The organism is Dysgonomonas sp. GY617 (assembly GCF_015233815.1).
GTDB lineage: Bacteria > Bacteroidota > Bacteroidia > Bacteroidales > Dysgonomonadaceae > Dysgonomonas_A.
The window spans coordinates 52,065-71,160 of the sequence record NZ_JADCLR010000002.1 but is presented as its reverse complement, the minus strand read 5'-3'; the positions used below and the strand labels follow the sequence as shown (position 1 = coordinate 71,160).

Below are 19,096 nucleotides of genomic sequence, written 5' to 3'. Positions count from 1 at the left end.
ACGATTTACATCTTACTTTCTACTTCTGTAATAATCTGCCCGTCAAATAGATTTATTGTACGATGGGCAAACGAAGCATCGTGTTGAGAGTGAGTTACCATTACAATTGTTGCTCCCTCTTGATTTAGCTCGGTCAACAAATCCATAACGTCTTTACCATTCTTAGAGTCCAGATTACCAGTAGGCTCATCGGCAAGAATCAATTTAGGATTAGCAATCACCGCACGGGCAATAGCTACACGTTGTTGCTGACCTCCCGACAATTGATTGGGGAAGTGACTTGCTCGGTGACTAATACTCATCTTACGCAGAGTTTCTTCTACTCGTTTTTTACGATCTGCTGCTTTTACTTTCAAGTATGTAAGAGGTAATTCTACATTCTCAAAAACAGTCATCTCTTCTATAAGATTGAAACTCTGAAATACAAATCCGATGTTTCCTTTACGCGATTGGGTACGTTCCTTTTCTTTCAGATTACCCACTTCTTTTCCATCAAGTAGATATTGTCCTGAAGTAGGGTTATCCAGCAAACCAAGAATATTCAACAACGTTGATTTTCCACAACCCGAAGGTCCCATTATAGCAATAAATTCACCTTGAGTTACATGCATAGAAATACCGTTCAACGCAACTGTTTCAACTTCTTCTGTGCGAAATACTTTCTTTAGATCTTTAATCTGTATCATAATATTGTTTTTTTAATTATTTACTATTTTATTCGCTTTTCAATGATTTTACGGGATTAACTGTAGCCGCTTTCCAACTTTGCCAGCTTACAGTTATAGCAGATATAATAAACACCACTGTGGCTGCGCCTAAAAACAACCACCAAGGAATGCTTGCCTTATAAGGAAAACTTTCGACCCAGCGGTCTATAGCATAATAAGCGAGCGGCACACTAATAACAAAAGCTATAAGAAACAAAGCCAACAGTCCTTTATTAAGCATTAATATGATCTCCAACTCAGTAGCACCATTCACTTTACGGATAGCTATTTCTTTGGTTTTATAGCGAGTATTAAATACTATAAGTCCATAAATACCCATAATGGCTATTACAATAGTTATAAGACCGAAGAAGCCTATAAGCCTTGCCATATTATCCTCTTTCTTATATAGATCGTTCACTTTCTGGTCAAGAAATGTCAGTTTAAATTCTTCTTTACTAAACTTCGACCATGTTTTACTCATATACTCTATTGTAGATGGGGTATCCTTACCTGAAATTTTAAAGAACACAAAGTTTAATCTGGCTTCCCTATAACTACCATTTAACACAACAAAAGCCATTGGTTCGATAGGATAATGCAAAGACTGAAAGTTTATATCACCTGCGATTCCCTTTACAGTTCCATCCCTAGAAAGACAAAAGACATTTTTTCCTATCAAGCTATTATCAAAGCCGTATTTCTCTATAAACTTATTATTAAAAATTACTTGCTCAAGAGTTGTAGAATCTTTCTTTGTTTCGGTAAACCCATTTCCGGCAATAATTTTAACTCCAAAAAAGTCAAGAAAATTAGGCGTTACAGGCCATGAGGTAAACTGTACTTGCTTATCTTCAAAACGTCGTCCCCACCCCATGGGAACAGTACCGGGAATAGCTTCGGAAGCTGTATAATCTAACACTAAAGGATTCTTTATCATTTCATCACCAAAGCTGTTAAGGTCAGTATCAAGTCCTTTTAATGGGAGATATACTATATTTTCTTTTTGTATTCCACTCGAATAATTTATCATATATTCGTGCTGTATCTTTATAAAATAAGCAATACAACACAACGATATAGCTGCTACAAATTGTATCAAGATCAACACATTTCTCATATAAACCCCTCTGGGAGATAGTGCGAACGAGTTATTCAAAGCAACTGCTTCGGGAAAAGATGTTGCATATTTCGCCGGATATATGCCCACTATAGCTATAAGAGCAAGCAGAAATAAACCCACTACACCTATCAAGAAAAGATTTTCAGTTATAAGTAAACTAGCCGAGAAAAAACTACTTAAAGGAGATGATGCAAAAAAGTTGACCAAGATTACAGATAAACACAATGAAATTAGAGCAAAAAATATTCCCTCAAACATCATTAACATTTGTAGGGCTGATCGATTCAGTCCCAGAATCTTGTGAATATTTACCGACTTCACTCGCGATGGAGCCATCGCAATGGAGAAGTTCAGATAGTTTATATATGCTATTAGTAGAATAATAACTCCAATAGCAATTAAAGATATGAAAGTAGTCTTATTGTTTGCCTGTATCATATAAGCCTCTTCCAGAGGAACAGATCTTAACTCAACACCTTTACCCGATTCCTTATTTACGTATCCAGAGAAAATCTCAGCAATTTTTCCATCACTATTCAATTTCTCTTTTACTATCTCATGACTTCCCTCCTGTATCTCCACATACATTTTGAAACTCCATTCAGTTGGATCTGTAGTCTGGGTTGCCACATACATACCATTAGTAAGAGAACAGTTTTTCGGGAAGTCCTTATAAACCGCTACAATCGTAACCGGAATCTTCGAGAAATGATGATAAATAATTTTCCCAATAGGATCTTCGTCTCCAAATATCTTTAGAGCATCACTTTGCGAGATTAAAGCCTTATGCTTACCCAAAAACATATCAGGTGCATTTCCTGCAATTATCTCCGGTGTAAATACTTCTAGAAAACCTCCAGAAACGGCAAATTGCTCTATATCTACACTTTGAGAGGTTGCCTCCACACTTTTATCAAAAAACTGACTGCCCCAATCTTGTACTAAAGCATAATTCTTTATTTCGGGTACTGCCTCTGCAATAGTCTGTCCTATGGGAACACTTAGATTATGAGCCTCCCTTTCGTCTGCTTCGTAATAAATAGTAATATATTCTAGATTGTTAGCCTTTTCGAAATTCCTATTATAAGTAGCATCGTAATACGATTGGATGGCTATTATAATAAAAACAGTAAAGGCAACAGACAAGCCTGCTATATTCAGAACCGAAGAGGTTTTAAATCGCTTTAATATATAGTAGAAGTTTTTTATAACTGATTTCATCTTTCAATTTTATTAATCGTTCTTTAAGGTATCTACAGGATTTTGATTAGCTGTATACAAACAATTCAAGCATACTACAGATAACACTATTGCTAAAACAGCCAGTCCAGAGGAAATAAATAATAGAGGAGATAGCTCTGCTTTCTCAGAAAAATCTTCCATCCATTTAGCAGCCGCAATAGCCGCAAACATTCCACCACAAATAAGAGCAGGAAAGCTTATCCATAAATTATCTTGCAAGAACAACTTCAGAATATCAACCAATGCAGCTCCATTTACCTTACGAATAGCAATCTCCGACTTACGACGATTTACCTCGTTGTTGGTATAGCCAATCAACCCAATGAGAGTTATTAGTAAAGTAACAATTCCACCAATTGTTATTGCATTCATAAAGCGACGCGAATTGCTATATAACTTGACCATACTGTCTTTATAGAGCGAAAGTGCAATTTCTTTATCTGGGAACGATCGTTTAAATACATCGTATACAATCTGGATATTATCTGAGTTCAAATCCTTAAGCTTTACTACAATAACTGAAGATGGTTCACTTGAGTAGAAGATAACGGAAGGGCGAGTGTCTTCACTTCCAATAGAACCTAATCGAATATCGGAATAAACACCTATAATACGAGATACTCCACTCTTTTGTTGATGTTCCGAGATGAAGACTTCTTTGCCAATAACTCCATCCTGCCAGTTTGCAAGCCCTGATATTTTATCAGCAAACTTCTTACTGATCACTATATCCTTATCTGGCACCGACTCTTTATCAAACCCTTTACCTTCAATTATTGGTATTTCCATTAAGGGCAAATAGTTTTCGTCTGCACCATACAGATCTGCAATATTAAAAAGCTCATGGTCATTATTTGGTAGGTACACATTATTACCCGATGCAAAGCTGAATGGCAGATCATCAGCAGTAGCAACCAACTCGACCTGAGGAACAGTACGAAGTTCATCTATTATTTTTTGCCTTTCATTGTTATTCACTCCCCTTGTATTATAGTAAAGCAACCGCTCATAATTATATCCTGGATTGTCATTAACCATCACATCATATTGTCGAGCTACTATAATGAGTAATGTTACAAGAAAAACAGTAGTTACAAGTTGAAAAAACAGAAGTGCCATTTTCCAACCTCGTTTGGTCATTGTCAAATGACGAAAAACGGACGACACAGGAATCCGAGAAAACAAATAAGATGGTATAGCTCCTATAATCAATGAAATAATTACACAGAAAACCACCAGTATCAAACAAGTTTGAAAAGAAAACAATGAGTAAACCGAAGCCGATAAAATCTCTTCTGCCGTACTTCTAAAACAAAAAATAAGGAGTAGAGCAACTACCAAGGAAATAGCCAGATGTAGAGATGTTTCTCCAAATATTAACTTCGATATATCTTTCTGTTCAGCCCCATAACATTTATATACAGCAATTACTTTCCCTCTATTTACCAACGTTGATATCAGAATCAGGATATAATTCATAATAGAAGTAAATATCAAAGCAAATGCTATTGCCGACAATAAAAGAGTCATACGCTTTGTCTCAGGCGTATCACTATGCAATGCGGTGAGTGCTGACAAGGTATATGAGAGTTCAACGCCTGCTTTCTTTAATTCTTCCATAGGCTGATTACGCTCTTGCATCTTTCGGATAGCAGGTGCCAAACTTGCCGGATCGGTACCAGACATTAGTTTTACATATCCCAGATAGCGGTCGTTACCCACCCAATTTTGAGTACCATCCCACATAAAATCTTTTATGGATGCTAATGATATTACAAGATCGTATCTTAAATGTGCATTTTCGGGTACATCTTTAAAGACTCCACCGATAGTGACTGTACGTCCGGGATAATTATCGATTTGAATAGTTTGTCCTATAACATTGTTACCCATTTTTTCGGCAATAGACTCGGATACCAATCCGTACAGAGGTCTGGATAGTATTTCTTTTGCATTTCCAATAACCATTGGACGAGGCAATACATCAAAGAGACAACTGTCTGCCATGATAAATGTACCTGTGTAACGTTTCTTATCAGGCGTAAAAAATGAAGCATCCCATCCCATATATGTCAAACGTGTTGCAACCTCTACCTCAGGTATCTCAGCTTTCATGCCGGGAGCTATAGCACCACTTACTTGTCCAAATTCGTTTGGTTCTTCATTTCCAACTATTGCATACGATTGTATCTGATAGATTCGATCAGAGTCAGGGTAAAAATTATCATAGCTAAGCTCAAAAAACACTTTTGAGATAATTATTAGCCCTACTGCCAAACCTGCTCCTAGAGATAATATTTTAATAATATTATTCTCTTTCTTTTTAAAGAGCGATCTTAATATTAGATTAAAGTTATTCATAGATATTTTTCACATTTGCATTTTTAACTTCAGACCTTATTATTTCCTTAGCATTTAATACAACATTACTATACCCCATTGCATTTATAGCAGCTTTATCAGCCAACAAATTCGAAGATTTCAATGCACTACCTGCACCAACAGCACAGTCATAGTATTTTGTTGTGCCTTCAATTTCGAAACGACTCCCAGCAGCAATATTAGCTGAAAGGTAATTAGACTTTATTTTCAACGCTCCAAAGGACGAACCAGTTATCAATGTTAACGAATCGTTTTCAAGCGGAGCATCCATAACCAATTGGCAATTGTGTAAACTCAAATAATCTAACTTATTTGTGTAAATAGTGATGCTTCCTTTAGGAACTCGTCCTCTCTGATCTAAAACTCGAATCTCCAAGATACCATCTTCTATTTCTTGTTCTATACCTAGCGAATCCTCTAATTGTATAGAGAATATTTCGGAAGGAATAAGGTTTACTCTAAACCCTGACAAGCTAATTTTAGAAAAAGTATCCTGAGCTTGCGTAGAGAGCAAAGAAGCGAGGAAAAGTCCTACAATAAATAAATGTCTCATTATCATTTCGATTTAAAAGGTGGTGTTACTCATCCGATAACGCATCAATAGAATCTGCAATAGTTGCATTCGTCCTTTTTCTGCTTATCGTAATAAATTTCATAGTATTAGATTATTTCATTTTAATATTAGCTCTTCCACATCTCCGTATGTATCATAAGATGAAGTGATAACTTTCTCTCCCGGTTCCAACCCACTCGTTACTTCATAAAAGTTAGGGTTTTGTCGCCCGATAGTAATTTTACGTTTGATTGCTCTACTACCATCGGGAGTTACAACAAAAATCCACTGACCACCTGTCGCCTGATAAAAAGCACCCCGTGGTATTAATATGGCGTCTACGGGTTGCCCCAATTGAAGGTTTATATAATAAGTTTGACCTGCACGTATATTATCGGGACGTTCGCCTTCAAATATAAAATCAGTCTTAAACTGTTTTTCTCTCACTTCGGGATATACTTTGCGGACACGTAACGCAAAATTCTTGTCTTGACGTTCAAAGGTTGCATCTAAACCCGTTCTTACTCTGTCTATATAATGCTCATCAATTAAAGCCTCTACTTTGAAATCCGATAGAACACTAATCTGACCAATACGTCCGCCTGTTGCAACAGTCTGCCCTATTTCTACATCCAGTAATCCCAATTGTCCGTCAACAGGAGCTTTTACATTCAGGTTATCCACTCGCTGACGTACTAATGTTAAGTTGCGTCGTATGTTAGATAAACTTTCCTCCATCTGATGGATCTGAATACCTCGATAAAGCGAATCTTGTTTCTGACGTTCTACTACCAAATTGCGACCATCAACAGCATAATCATAATCTTCTTTAGCTTGAATGAACTCTTCTTTTGAAGTCAGATTCTCTGAATACAATTGTTTATACTGCAAAAATTTTCTTTTCTTACGCTCCACATCCATATCCAATTGAAGCTTCTCTTTCTTCAGATTTAATTTCTCCTGCTCCATAGCAACCTGAGTGTTACGAAGGAAGTTTTGTTTTTCTGCTAATTGAGCTTCACTATCCAATATATTTAGGCTCAACATTGGGTTTGTTAACTGAATTACAACATCTCCTTTGTGAACTTCCGAGCCTTCTTCAATCAATTTTTCGGCTACCATTCCACCCTCAATCGCGCTTAACTGTATGGTATTGATGGGTTGAACTTGTCCACTGATACGAACATAGTCATTGAACTGACCTTTCGTTACAGATTGAACGCTAACTTTCTGCTTCTCAACATTTAGTTTCGAAGCATGATTACCGAAAATAAGCCATCCAATAGCTATCAGCAATATTGCACCTCCAATAACAAACGGAATATGCTTCTTCTTCAATCCTTTTTTCTTCTCTATAATCGTATCCATATCAATATGTGGTTATCTTTTGTTTCTATTCTTTTTGTTAATCTTCTACTACAAATGGTTCTCCTTTATAATAAGATACTAATCTGAATTTCAATTGAAATTTAAGTTGAGCGTTTAACTCTTCAGCTCTCGCCTGAAGCAGACGATTTGCACTTGTATGCATTTCTATGGCACTGATAAGTCCTTCTGAAAACTTGCGTTCATTTACTTTCTGAGCAATTTCCATGGCCTCTGTTTGTTTTTTTGCCTGATAGTATTCATCAACCTGTCCGTTCATATCTGCAACAGCTTGCTCTATCTCACTATATAGCTTCTGCAATGTTTCTTCACGCTCTGCCTGAGTTATTATAAGCTGAGCTTTTCCTCTTCTTACTTCTGCTGTGCGAGAGAAGCCATTGAAAATAGGTACTCGAATTGAGAAGCCAACATATCGCCCCATTTTATTCTTGAATTGGTATCCAAATGATGAATATTCGCTACCATCCATATATCTCGAAAATCCGGTAGAATATCCACCCTCTACTGCTATGGTAGGAAATAAACCTCCCTTAGCCGATTTATAAGCTAATTGTTGTACTTGCACAGCAGACTCGGCAACAAGAGCCTGAGGAAGAAATGTTTTCGAGTGTTCAAAAATATTATATGCTGTTTGATCTGACTTAGCAATTATATCTAAAGCTCCTGAATCGCCTATCTCCAAAGTCTCTTCAATCGGAAAGTTCATTTTCTCTTTCAATAAAATAACCCCAATAATTAAGATATTCTTTTGTCGTGTCAAGTTGTATTTGTTAGCTGCTTCTTGTGCTGTCATTTCAGCCACTTCAGGAAATCCTTTTACTCCCAGTTCCATCATTCGTTGTACCTGCTTCAAGTTAGCAGTACTCTCCTCCAATTCTTGTTCTGCAAGTTTTACTCTTTCAGTATTATACATCACATTATAGAATGCCTCCATCACTTCGTAGGCTATCATATCTTTGGTATACTCAAGTTGTTGTCTTCCCAACAGTTTATTCACATTTTGTAATCTAACTCTTGTTACATTGGCTAAACCATCAAACAAAGTAAGTGACGAATATAAATTGTAGTTATTATTAAATGAATTTATATTGGTATAGGTATTGGTCTCGGCATCAAGTCCTCTACCAAAATTGAAAGAAGCCGAAGTACTCGCATTTATAGATGGAAGTAACTGCCCTACAGCTTCCAGAAAGTTCTGATGATAGATGCTATTTTGAGCTTCTTGTTTACTTCTTCTTGGACTATTTTTCACAGCATACTCCATGCAATCCATAAGAGTCCATTTTTTATCCTGAGTATAAGCAGTTATACTCATCAGAATAAAGAGGATAGTAACTAAGTATTTCATAATAATATTTACGTTTTTATTAATATATAAACCAATTCTATGCCAAAAACAGAGAACTATTCATTTACAACAGATTAGCTATTTTCAAGAAGTCAAATCATGTAAAATAATTTTACAGTAAGTGATTAATTTCTTTATACCAATAATAAAAACTTTATAATTTTATCACATTTCAGAAGTTTAAATTTCGTTTAGAGGCACAACAAAAATGGTGAAACAGATTAATACTGTTTCACCATTAGAAAAGTCCTACTAAAGACACTTAGTGATTGCCCTTAATATCTATATTGGAGAGTGAGTGTAAATGCATTGTCTTTCAGATCGTTTGTAAAACGAGCCAAATTATTTGTCTTCTCATTCTTTATTATTTCATAATAGGCTTGAAGTTCAACATTCTTATAAGCATGCCATATAGCACCAAATGCCATAGTATTATATTTAATATCGGCTTCTGTAGTTCCATTCAATCCAATAGCACTACCCGAAACTTTCGTATTAGGATCGTACCAATCGTATTTTAGGATAGCTTCAAAAGGGAGCTTACCAATATCCTGAATCAGAATAGCATATCCCCCAACGAAATTTCGGATATAGGTATCAAACGATGGGCGATCGGGTGACTGTGGACTCACTGTTCCATTAACAGAACCTGGTTGTTGACCAAATATATATTCGGCTCTCAGCTGAGTTCCTCCTAATGGAGAAGTCCAATTACTTTGTAAATCGAATCCCAAATATTCACGTTTGGCATATCGTCCAAGATTGCTAGGATTGGAATTTTGAACAAAGCCATCACCTTCCATCTTGAATACATTTTCAGTCCCTTGAAATACACTACCTAAATAATAAGAGACTCCGAAAGTTAATCTGCCACCATTGGGTAACTTGGGAGAGGCACTTAAATGTCCGATAAAGTCTCTACGGCTATCTACTTCCCTAGCAATTCCGTTACCGGCAATCAAAGCTGTTTCTAATGTAAATAATTGAAGAGGTGAGCCGTCTTTCGCCTGAAACTGAATCATTGCACCAATATCTCTATCTCCGGGAAATAGAGTTGTGATAATACGCGAACGTTCAGGAGATTCTCTTCGAGAAGAAGAATAGCGAACTTCGTGTCCAAACGGACGAAAGAAAAGTCCTGTTTGTATATAACTAGTTTTAAACCATGGGTCTTTAAATTTAAGATAAGCATCTCTCACAGCAACTCCTCTTTCAGTTATATCTAACTGAAAGACAGCAGAACCCAACCCTTCTTCATAAGTGGTTTTTATACGACCTCGACGAATACCAATACGGCTAAAAGCATTATTCGGATTTTCGTTAACTGCACCGATTCTTAAGTCGGCATCCTTTTGTGCTGATATATATTGAGCTTGAAAATAACCGCTTAGAGTAATATTATTAAGTCTGCTAACTATCTTTTCCAGATTATCTACTCTTTTTTCCAATCGTTCAGTATCATGTATACTATCCTTTTGTGCAAAAAGAGAAGTTATACATATTGAACAAAGAAAAATGAGAAGAATACGTTTTTTAATCTCCATATAATAAGTAACAAAGCTGTTCGTTTTTATCCAATTACAAATATATTCTTAAATTATTATATTCCTATTTGAGAACAGATCTTTTTAAAACCTAAATCAGTCACAGGACCTTAAATTCACTATTATGATTCTTCAAATATTCTCCTGCGAGCCAATAAACAACTACCCACGATACCTGCTTTATCTTTTAGTTTTGAAATAATAATATTAGAGTCTTTATTAACTAAGTTAAGTGAATATTTTCGAACAGCGCTTTTTATAGGTTGCAGAATATAATCTCCCGATAGAGAAACCGTTCCTCCAATAATAACAAGTTCGGGGTTAAATATATTTATTAAGCCCGCTATCTGCCTGCCTAATTTTTGACCTACCTCTTCAAAGATATCTATACATAGTACATCTTCTTTGTTTACTGCATCAATGATATCTTCTAAGAAGATAGGCGCATGACTTTTCTCTTTTTTCAAAAGGATAGAGTTTGCACCGGCACTTATTCTTTCAAGCAATGTTCGGTGAATTGCCAATCCCGAGGCTTCGGTTTCAAGACATCCCTTTTTCCCACAATGACAAAGAATCTCATTGTCAAATACATTAATATGTCCAAATTCTCCGGCAAAGCCCGATTTCCCTTGATACAATTTACCATCAATTATTATCCCAACGGCTAATCCCCAGCTAATGTTGATGAAAATAATATTACTCTCATTCTTTACATTACCTACCATATACTCACCATAAGTCATGGCTCGGGTATCATTATCAATAGAAACACTATATCCCAGTCGTTCAGCCAAAATATCAGTCAACGATCGTTCTTCAAGATAAAACAAACTGTAACTATACCCCGAGTCGGTATTTACCCGTCCCGATATACTGATGTTTATGTTCAGTATTTTCTCTAAATTTATAGTAAGGCTATTTATAAAAGACTGTATTATTACAATCAGATTCTCAAAAGACTCAGTTGTGTTCTCCGAAGAAAAAGGCACATTCTTTTGCAAATCCAACATTTCGCCTTTAAAGTTCATCAAGGCAAGATCTATTGTAAATTTCTTAATGTCCACTCCTATAAAATATCCCGAATCGGGATTTAAACCATACAAATTAGGATATCTGCCTCCCGAGGTTTCTAACTTACCATAGTCTGTTAAAAACTCTTCGCCACACATTTCGGTAATCAATTTGGTGATAGTAGGTATACTTAGGTTTAGTTCTTTTGACAGATCAGGAATAGTTGAATTGCCATTATTAATATAGTAATTTATAATCTTCTTCTTTATAAGCGCATTCTTTGTGCCTTTTGCTATTTCCTGAATAAAATTCTTATTCATACTGTTTGGGTTATGTTTTCCATTAATACAAATGTAGCAAAATATTGAATCAACATAGCAATAAATACATCGTTTGAAGAGCTTATTAAAGAAATAAATCAACCATAATTTCATTATTAACTAAAATATTTTATTAATTATGGTTGATTAAATTATTTTAATTAATATATTTGCGATATAACATTTCTTATACTATAATAATCTTAAAATACACAATCACTATGGAAAGAATAAAAGGTTTGATAAACGCACCATTTACTCCTTTTCTTGAAAATGGAGAAATAAACCTTGAACCGATAGAAGCTTACGGACACATGCTTGCTAAAAACGGACTGAAAGGTGTCTTCATCAATGGCTCATCAGGAGAAGGTTACCTACTTACTGATGACGAACGAAAACTAATAGCTGAAAGATGGGTAAAAACCGCACCCAAAGATTTTAAAGTAATAGTACACGTAGGCAGCACTTGCGTAAAATCGAGTTTCGAATTAGCTAAACATGCACAACAAATAGGCGCATGGGGCATAGGTGCAATGGCATCTCCATTTCCTAAAGTAGCGCGAATTGAAGAACTTGTAAAGTATTGCGAAGAAATAGCATGCGGAGCTCCCCAACTACCTTTCTATTTCTATCATATTCCTGCATTCAACGGAGTTTATTTACCTATGGTTTCTTTTCTGGAAGCAGTAGATGGCCGTATTCCAAACTTTGCCGGAATAAAATACACTTACGAAAGTATATACGAATACAATCAGTGCCGATTATATAAAAATGGTAAGTTCGACATGTTACATGGGCAGGACGAAACCATATTACCATGTTTGGCAATGGGCGGAGCCGAAGGAGGAATAGGTGGAACAACAAACTACAACGGAAAAGCCTTGACCGAAATTATTTCTGCATGGAATGCCGGTAATCTAGAAAAAGCCAGAGAATTACAAAATTTCTCACAAGATGTAATAAACGTGATCTGCCATTACAGAGGAAATATTGTAGGCGGAAAAAGAATTATGAAACTGATAGGCTTAGATCTGGGTAAGAATCGTACCCCATTTCAGAACATGACTGATGAGGAAGAATCTAATATGAAAAAGGAACTAGAAAACATAAATTTCTTCGAGAGATGCAATAAGCTCTAAAAAACAGAACATCTTAAATACAAACAGTTTAGTCAACAATTTTATTGCTGACAGGATACTCTTATACACTTTTAAAATAATGACAGCGACAAATCAATACATAAAAGACTGGGCAGAAAGATATCGAAAAGATCTGATCGAAGATATAATGCCTTTTTGGTTAACCAACGGTTTAGACAAAGTAAACGGAGGCGTTTATACCTGCCTTAACAGAGATGGATCGCTGATTGATACCACAAAGTCTGTTTGGTTTCAAGGACGGTTTGCATTCGTCTGTGCTTTTGCATACAATACTATCGAAAGAAAACCCGAATGGTTGAAAGCATCTAAGCTAACAATCGATTTTATAGAAAAACATTGCTTTGATACCGATGGTCGAATGTTTTTTGAAGTAACCAATACAGGGCAACCAATAAGAAAACGCAGATATATATTTTCAGAAACATTTGCTGCCATAGCCATGTCTGAATATGCTATTGCTTCGGGTGATACTAGCTATGCAAAAAAAGCACTTGCCTTATTTAAGAATATGCTAAGGCTAATAAACACACCCGGACTATTAGCTCCGAAGTACGAAAAAACAGTTGACATGCAAGGACATTCCCTTGTTATGATTCTTATAAATACAGCGAGCAGAATACGCGAAGCTATTAAAGACCCTAGCCTTGATGCTCAGATCAACGAATCAATAGATTCTATTTGTAAAGATTTCATACATCCCGAATTTAAAGCTCTATTGGAAACTGTAGGACCTAACGGAGAATTTATAGACAGCACATTAGGAAGAACCATAAATCCGGGGCATTGTATCGAAACCGCATGGTTTATATTGGAAGAAGCCAAATATCGAAATTGGGATGCTGAGATGGTTAAGACTGCGACAACTATTCTCGACTGGTCTTGGGAATGGGGCTGGGATAAAGATAAAGGAGGAATAAGCAATTTTAAAGATTGCAAAAATCTACCTCCTCAGGATTATTCGCACGACATGAAATTCTGGTGGCCTCAAACAGAAACTATTATAGCGACTCTATATGCTTATCAGGCAACAAAGAACCCGAAGTATCTAGAAATGCATAAGCAAATCAGCGATTATACTTATTCTCATTTTCCAGATAAGGAATACGGTGAATGGTTTGGCTATCTACATTATGACGGAACTGTATCTCAATCGGCTAAAGGCAATCTGTTTAAAGGACCTTTTCATATACCACGCATGATGATAAAATCGTATCAGATATGCCATGAAATAATTACGAGCAATATTACCTCTCCTCAATTATATTAACTTTTTTATTAAATCTAATTATTCACTTCTATGAGAAACTTTTTGGTATTATTATTTTGTTTGTGTTTATCCTTGCAGATAATAGCACAGACAAAGTCGATTACAGGAACTGTAGTTGACACAAATAATGAACCTATTATCGGAGCAACGGTTACCGAAGTAGGATCAGCAAATGGAACAATGGTCGATATCGACGGACATTTTTCTCTCGAATTAGCTAAACCTGACAGCAAAATAACGGTTAGCTTTTTAGGATATAAATCTCAAACTATCTCACCACAAAATCAAAGCAACTTGCGGATTGTGATGCAAGAAGATTCACAAATTCTGGACGAAGTTATCATAACCGGATATGGAACCAGCCAGAAAAGATCGCTGATGAGTAACTCTATATCTAAATTAGATGACAAAGTTCTCAAAACATCGGTAATGGCAAATGCAGCTTCTTCTTTACAAGGTACAGTGAGTGGTCTGCGTGTTATAAATACTTCGGGAAAACCCGGTAGCAGCCCCAATATCGTATTAAGAGGTGGAGCTTCTATCAATAAACCTTTGGAAGGCCCTCTGGTTGTTATTGATGGAATTATACGTTCTTTGGACGATTTCAACCCTTCGGATATAGAATCGATTGAGGTATTAAAAGATGCTGCATCAACTGCTATCTACGGATCTCGTGCCAATAATGGAGTTATTCTTGTAACCACAAAAAAAGGAAAAGAAGGACAAGCACAAGTAGCCTACAAATTTAGAGGTGGACCTAGCTATGCTCGAAAAGGATATGACTTCCTTAATGCCGAAGATTATATATACTATAATCGTTTGGGATACAAACGTACCGGACGTGCCGGTATTGAGAACCAAAACGGATATGGCTTAAACTCCGGTGGGCTTTTCTCTATTGCCAAGATGACCAATGATAACAAGCAGTTATTAGGCGAGGGATGGAAATCTATGACTGACCCTTATGATGAAAGCCAAACTCTTATATTTAAAGATTATGGAGGACAAATGCGTGAAGATGCTTTCAACGATCCCGCATCTATGCAAGACCATTACTTAAGCTTCTCAGGAGGAACTGAAAAAGGTACATTTGCATCGACTCTTGGATACTACAAAGAAGACGGACAGGTTGTAGGTACAAATTATGAACGTTTTAGTGGAACTATTAACGGTTCGTACAAAATCAATTCCATATTAACTGTTAATGCGGGAGGTATATTCTCTCAATCGAGCTCACCTAATTTATGGACAGGTAATAACTCGGGTGAAACGGGTGAATTTGAATTATTCTACCGATCAATGAGTATCTGGCCTACATGGAATCCTTATGACGAAGATGGTAACCCCGCATCAGGTTTTAGCAAATCGGACGGTAACCCTTTATATTGGAAAGAAAAACTTAGCCGCAAAAATAAAACCAGAAAAACAACATTCAATATAGGAGCGCAATTAGAGCTAATACCTAAGAAACTCTTCTTGAATGAAAATAGCTCTTTGTACTATGTTGATTACCAATTCGAATCATTTGATAAGAAATTTCAGTTACAAAATCGTGCTACACCCGATAGTAATAGAGAATCTATGTTTAGATTAACTAAAAGCTATCAGGTACAACATAATGCAACATTAACATTCACAGAATCTTTTGCCAAAAAGCACAATTTAGATGCCATGATCGGGGGAGAGATATTTGAGAATAACTATTCTGAATTTTCGGCTGCCGGAAGAGGTGCTCCAAGTGATGACATCCCTACCCTAAACGTAGTTTCGGAGAAAACATCTATCTCGTCATCTAAAACAGATTATAAGATAGTATCGGCTTTCTCACGTATCAACTATAATTTCAACTATCGTTATATGCTGTCGCTTGTGGCTCGTTACGATGGTATATCTAAATTATCAGATAACCGTTGGGGATTCTTTCCCGGTATTTCGGGAGGATGGAATATGCACGAAGAAGCCTTCTTCAAAAATTCCAGTATCGAAAAAACAGTATCTGTTGTAAAACCACGTATAACTTATGGTACTAATGGTAATGTAAATGGTATTGGCAATTTTGATGTATACGGTATCTATAAAACTCAGACTGCATATAACGAGAATACAGGATTTCTAAATACAGGTGTTGTAAACAACAATCTGCGTTGGGAAAAAAGTAAAACTTTTGGTGTTGGACTTGATCTTGGACTTCTCCAGAACCGTATTTATCTGATATTCGATTACTATAATCGTAAAACAGAAGATTTGCTTACCGACCTTGATTTACCAGGCTATACCGGATTCGATTCATTTAAAACAAATTTGGGAACCATCCAAAACAGAGGTTTTGAGATAGAAGCAAAATTCAACATTCTGAATAATCCAAAAGGATTTAGCTGGGATTTTTCAGCCAATGCGGCATTTGTATCTAACAAGATACTCAAGTTACCCAATAACGGATTGGAAAATAACCGCCAAGGAGGGCATGAAATATATGACCCTAAAAGTGGCAAAAACATCTGGGCAGGAGGATATCAGGAAGGACAACAACTTGGTGAAATATATGCCTACAAGCATGAGCGTTTATTTACAGATTGGGACGATATAAAAGCAAATGCAGCTAATCGTTACGATGCTATTGGAGAATTATACGGGCCTGATGCATGGAATGCTCTAGCTAATAAAACGGGGAAACAGCAAATAGAACCGGGAGATGTGAAATGGGCAGATTTAAACAATGATGGAATCATAAATTCGTATGACAGAGTAAAAGTAGGAAACATTTTCCCTAACTGGACAGGAGGATTTTCATCGTCACTATCATTCAAAAACTTCTCACTCTATACTCGTTTCGACTTTGTCTTAGGTCACACTATTTATAATGATCTTAAAGCTCGTTCGCTAGGTCAATATCAAGGAACATTTAATATCATATCAGAAGTAAAAGATTCTTGGTCGGAAAGTAATCCAAATGCCAAATATCCTAAGTTCTATTATGCTGATCAATTATCAAAGAAAAATATTACACGTTCCAATAATGGAGGTACTGCCTTGCACAACAACAGTTCTCTGTTCTATGAAAAGGGAGATTACCTATCGTTGAGAGAACTTTCGCTAAGCTATAAATTGCCTAAAAGCCTAATCAGCAAAGCCTACATGAGCGATATGACACTTAGTGTAACTGGACAAAACCTTTTCTATATAACTGGTTATGACGGTACATCGCCCGAGCCGGCAGTAGATTATCAAGCGAATGGACGTGGCGGCATCGACAACGGACGTTATCCTGTTCCTAGAAGTATATTGTTTGGTATTCAAGTTGCATTTTAATGCCTAAAACCTATTTACAACTTTGGTAAGTATAATAATTATCGATTGTTATCAACCGAAAATATATCATTAAATACTTCTATTTACTTAATAACTAATAAATCAGAAAACAATGAAAAATATATTTTTATATATTCTGACATCGCTCTTCCTGCTAAGTGGATGTACAGATTTAGATATTGAGCCGACCAGCGAGATTACGGACAAAAACTATTGGAAGACCGAAGAACACTTCGATGCATTTATGTATGGCATGCACAGCAGATTTAGAACTCATGCTTGGAATTTCTTTTTAATGGGTGATGGACGAAGCGATATTTTTGGAGACCAAGCCTTTGGAGGTGAAGCTTCACAAGGAATGGAAAGATTCCCCTTCAATACACTTAATATAGATAATCCGGGGATATCTAATTACGGTGGTTTCTATACAAATATCAATCAGGTTAATCTTTTCATCAAAAAAGCAAATGCAACCAATGTTCTAACGGATAATGCTAAGGCTTACTATTTGGGACAAGCTTACGCTATGCGCGCTTATTATTTCTTTCAACTATACCGCACATGGGGGGCTGCTGTTTATACAGAAGAACCAAGTGAGAGTTTCGAAATCGGAAAGCTCGACAAAGCAGCCACTCCTGCAAATGAGATTATGGAATATATCAAAAAAGATATAGATGCCTCTATAAACTCTTTCGGGAACGATTACTCTATAAAGGAACTTAAATCGTTGTGGTCTAAACCGGCAGCACTTATGCTGAAAGCAGAAGTATATCTATGGAGCAGTCGCCAGCTTAACGGAGGAACTGCAGATGCTGCAAAAGTAAAAGAAGCATTGCTAGACATTCAAAAGAATGTTCCCGAATTGGCTTTACAACCTAAGTACACCGACGTATTCGATTACAGTAAGAAAGGCAACAACGAAATTATTTTTGCAATTCACAATCAGTTAAACGAAGCTAATCTTTTAGGAGGAAGCTATGCATATAACCTACTTCCGGGAGATTTGTACCTACGTAATTATTACGATGAAACGGGAACAAAAATAAATACAGCAGTAGAAAACAACTTCGGTTTGATGCGTCTACAAATTAAAACAACCAACTATACGCGCTTCAATGATAAAGACTCACGTAAGAGAGCAATCATAAAAGGAGTATATGACTTTGTAGATGGTAAACTGACATTAGTAGGTACGTATCCTAAAAAATATCCGGGTACAATGAATGGAAGTGTACGCGTTGCCGCCGACGATTATCCGATCTATCGCTATGCAGATTTACTTTTGATGCTTGCAGAAGCGAAAGCAATATTAGGAGAAAATCCTGCGAACGAAATAAACGATGTTAGAAAACGTGCATACGGAGACAATTATGACAGCTCAATAGCATATCCTAATCAAGCAATAGATAAGAATATCAATGACGCCATATTGGAAGAGAGATTCTTTGAATTTATCCTCGAAGGAAAAAGATGGTACGATCTAAGACGCTTCGGAAACGAATATGTATTTAAACATACATTAGCCGACCCTCTAAACCCTCTTCGCTTGCTTTGGCCTATCGACAAAAGTACAATAACTAAAAATCCGGCATTGACTCAAACACCTGGATATGAATAAATAAAACCTTTCATAAAAGACTGCCTTATGCAGGGCAGTCTTTTATGATTAAGCTCTCAGACTTCTTTATCGCTTGGGTAAGCATACCAACAAATGATAGTTCGGATTCTGAGATACGACATTAGA

At 36.3% G+C, this 19,096-nt stretch carries 12 protein-coding genes; 4 read left to right on the top strand and 8 right to left on the bottom strand.

The genetic code is table 11. The features are described from left to right. Window positions 1-5 precede the first annotated feature (5 nt). The 8 genes from IR022_RS03985 to IR022_RS03950 all read right to left on the bottom strand — a co-directional run bounded on the left by IR022_RS03985 (window position 6) and on the right by IR022_RS03950 (window position 11,616). Entirely contained in the window at window positions 6-686 is a 681-nt protein-coding gene (locus IR022_RS03985; RefSeq protein WP_050709273.1) for an ABC transporter ATP-binding protein, read from the bottom strand. A gap of 28 nt (window positions 687-714) precedes the next feature. Beyond that, window positions 715-3,051, bottom strand: coding sequence for an ABC transporter permease (locus tag IR022_RS03980; protein WP_194202699.1), 2,337 nt, complete (start codon window positions 3,049-3,051; stop codon window positions 715-717). Between the two features lie 12 nt (window positions 3,052-3,063). Beyond that, entirely contained in the window at window positions 3,064-5,433 is a 2,370-nt protein-coding gene (locus tag IR022_RS03975) for an FtsX-like permease family protein (protein ID WP_194202698.1), read from the bottom strand. Continuing rightward, on the bottom strand, window positions 5,426-6,007 hold the full coding sequence (locus tag IR022_RS03970) for a GIN domain-containing protein (RefSeq protein WP_194202697.1): 582 nt from the start codon (window positions 6,005-6,007) through the stop codon (window positions 5,426-5,428). The genes IR022_RS03975 and IR022_RS03970 overlap by 8 nt, the downstream gene beginning before the upstream one ends. Window positions 6,008-6,124: 117 nt before the next feature. Next, a complete protein-coding gene (locus IR022_RS03965) occupies window positions 6,125-7,375 on the bottom strand; it encodes an efflux RND transporter periplasmic adaptor subunit (RefSeq protein ID WP_194202696.1) in 1,251 nt (416 codons plus the stop codon). A gap of 37 nt (window positions 7,376-7,412) precedes the next feature. Continuing rightward, complete coding sequence (locus IR022_RS03960) at window positions 7,413-8,741, bottom strand: TolC family protein (RefSeq protein WP_194202695.1); 1,329 nt, start codon at window positions 8,739-8,741, stop codon at window positions 7,413-7,415. Window positions 8,742-9,016: 275 nt separating this feature from the next. Beyond that, complete coding sequence (locus tag IR022_RS03955) at window positions 9,017-10,285, bottom strand: porin (protein WP_194202694.1); 1,269 nt, start codon at window positions 10,283-10,285, stop codon at window positions 9,017-9,019. Between the two features lie 122 nt (window positions 10,286-10,407). After that, window positions 10,408-11,616 carry an ROK family transcriptional regulator gene (locus tag IR022_RS03950; RefSeq protein WP_050709266.1) on the bottom strand — a complete coding sequence of 403 codons (1,209 nt, stop codon included), beginning with the start codon at window positions 11,614-11,616 and terminating at the stop codon, window positions 10,408-10,410. Window positions 11,617-11,837: 221 nt separating this feature from the next. On the opposite strand from IR022_RS03950, the gene IR022_RS03945 reads away from it, so the two are divergent. The 4 genes from IR022_RS03945 (at window position 11,838) to nanU (ending at window position 18,970) form a co-directional block, all read left to right on the top strand. After that, window positions 11,838-12,755: a dihydrodipicolinate synthase family protein gene (locus IR022_RS03945; RefSeq protein ID WP_194202693.1), complete on the top strand. Its 918-nt coding sequence runs from the start codon at window positions 11,838-11,840 to the stop codon at window positions 12,753-12,755. A 79-nt stretch (window positions 12,756-12,834) separates the two neighbouring features. After that, window positions 12,835-14,043: an AGE family epimerase/isomerase gene (locus tag IR022_RS03940; RefSeq protein WP_194202692.1), complete on the top strand. Its 1,209-nt coding sequence runs from the start codon at window positions 12,835-12,837 to the stop codon at window positions 14,041-14,043. 30 nt (window positions 14,044-14,073) lie between these two features. After that, window positions 14,074-17,352, top strand: a complete 3,279-nt coding sequence (locus tag IR022_RS03935) for a SusC/RagA family TonB-linked outer membrane protein (RefSeq protein ID WP_050709263.1) — start codon at window positions 14,074-14,076, stop codon at window positions 17,350-17,352. A 112-nt stretch (window positions 17,353-17,464) separates the two neighbouring features. Further along, window positions 17,465-18,970, top strand: a complete 1,506-nt coding sequence (nanU, locus tag IR022_RS03930; RefSeq protein ID WP_050709262.1) for a SusD family outer membrane lipoprotein NanU — start codon at window positions 17,465-17,467, stop codon at window positions 18,968-18,970. The last annotated feature ends 126 nt before the right edge of the window (window positions 18,971-19,096 follow it).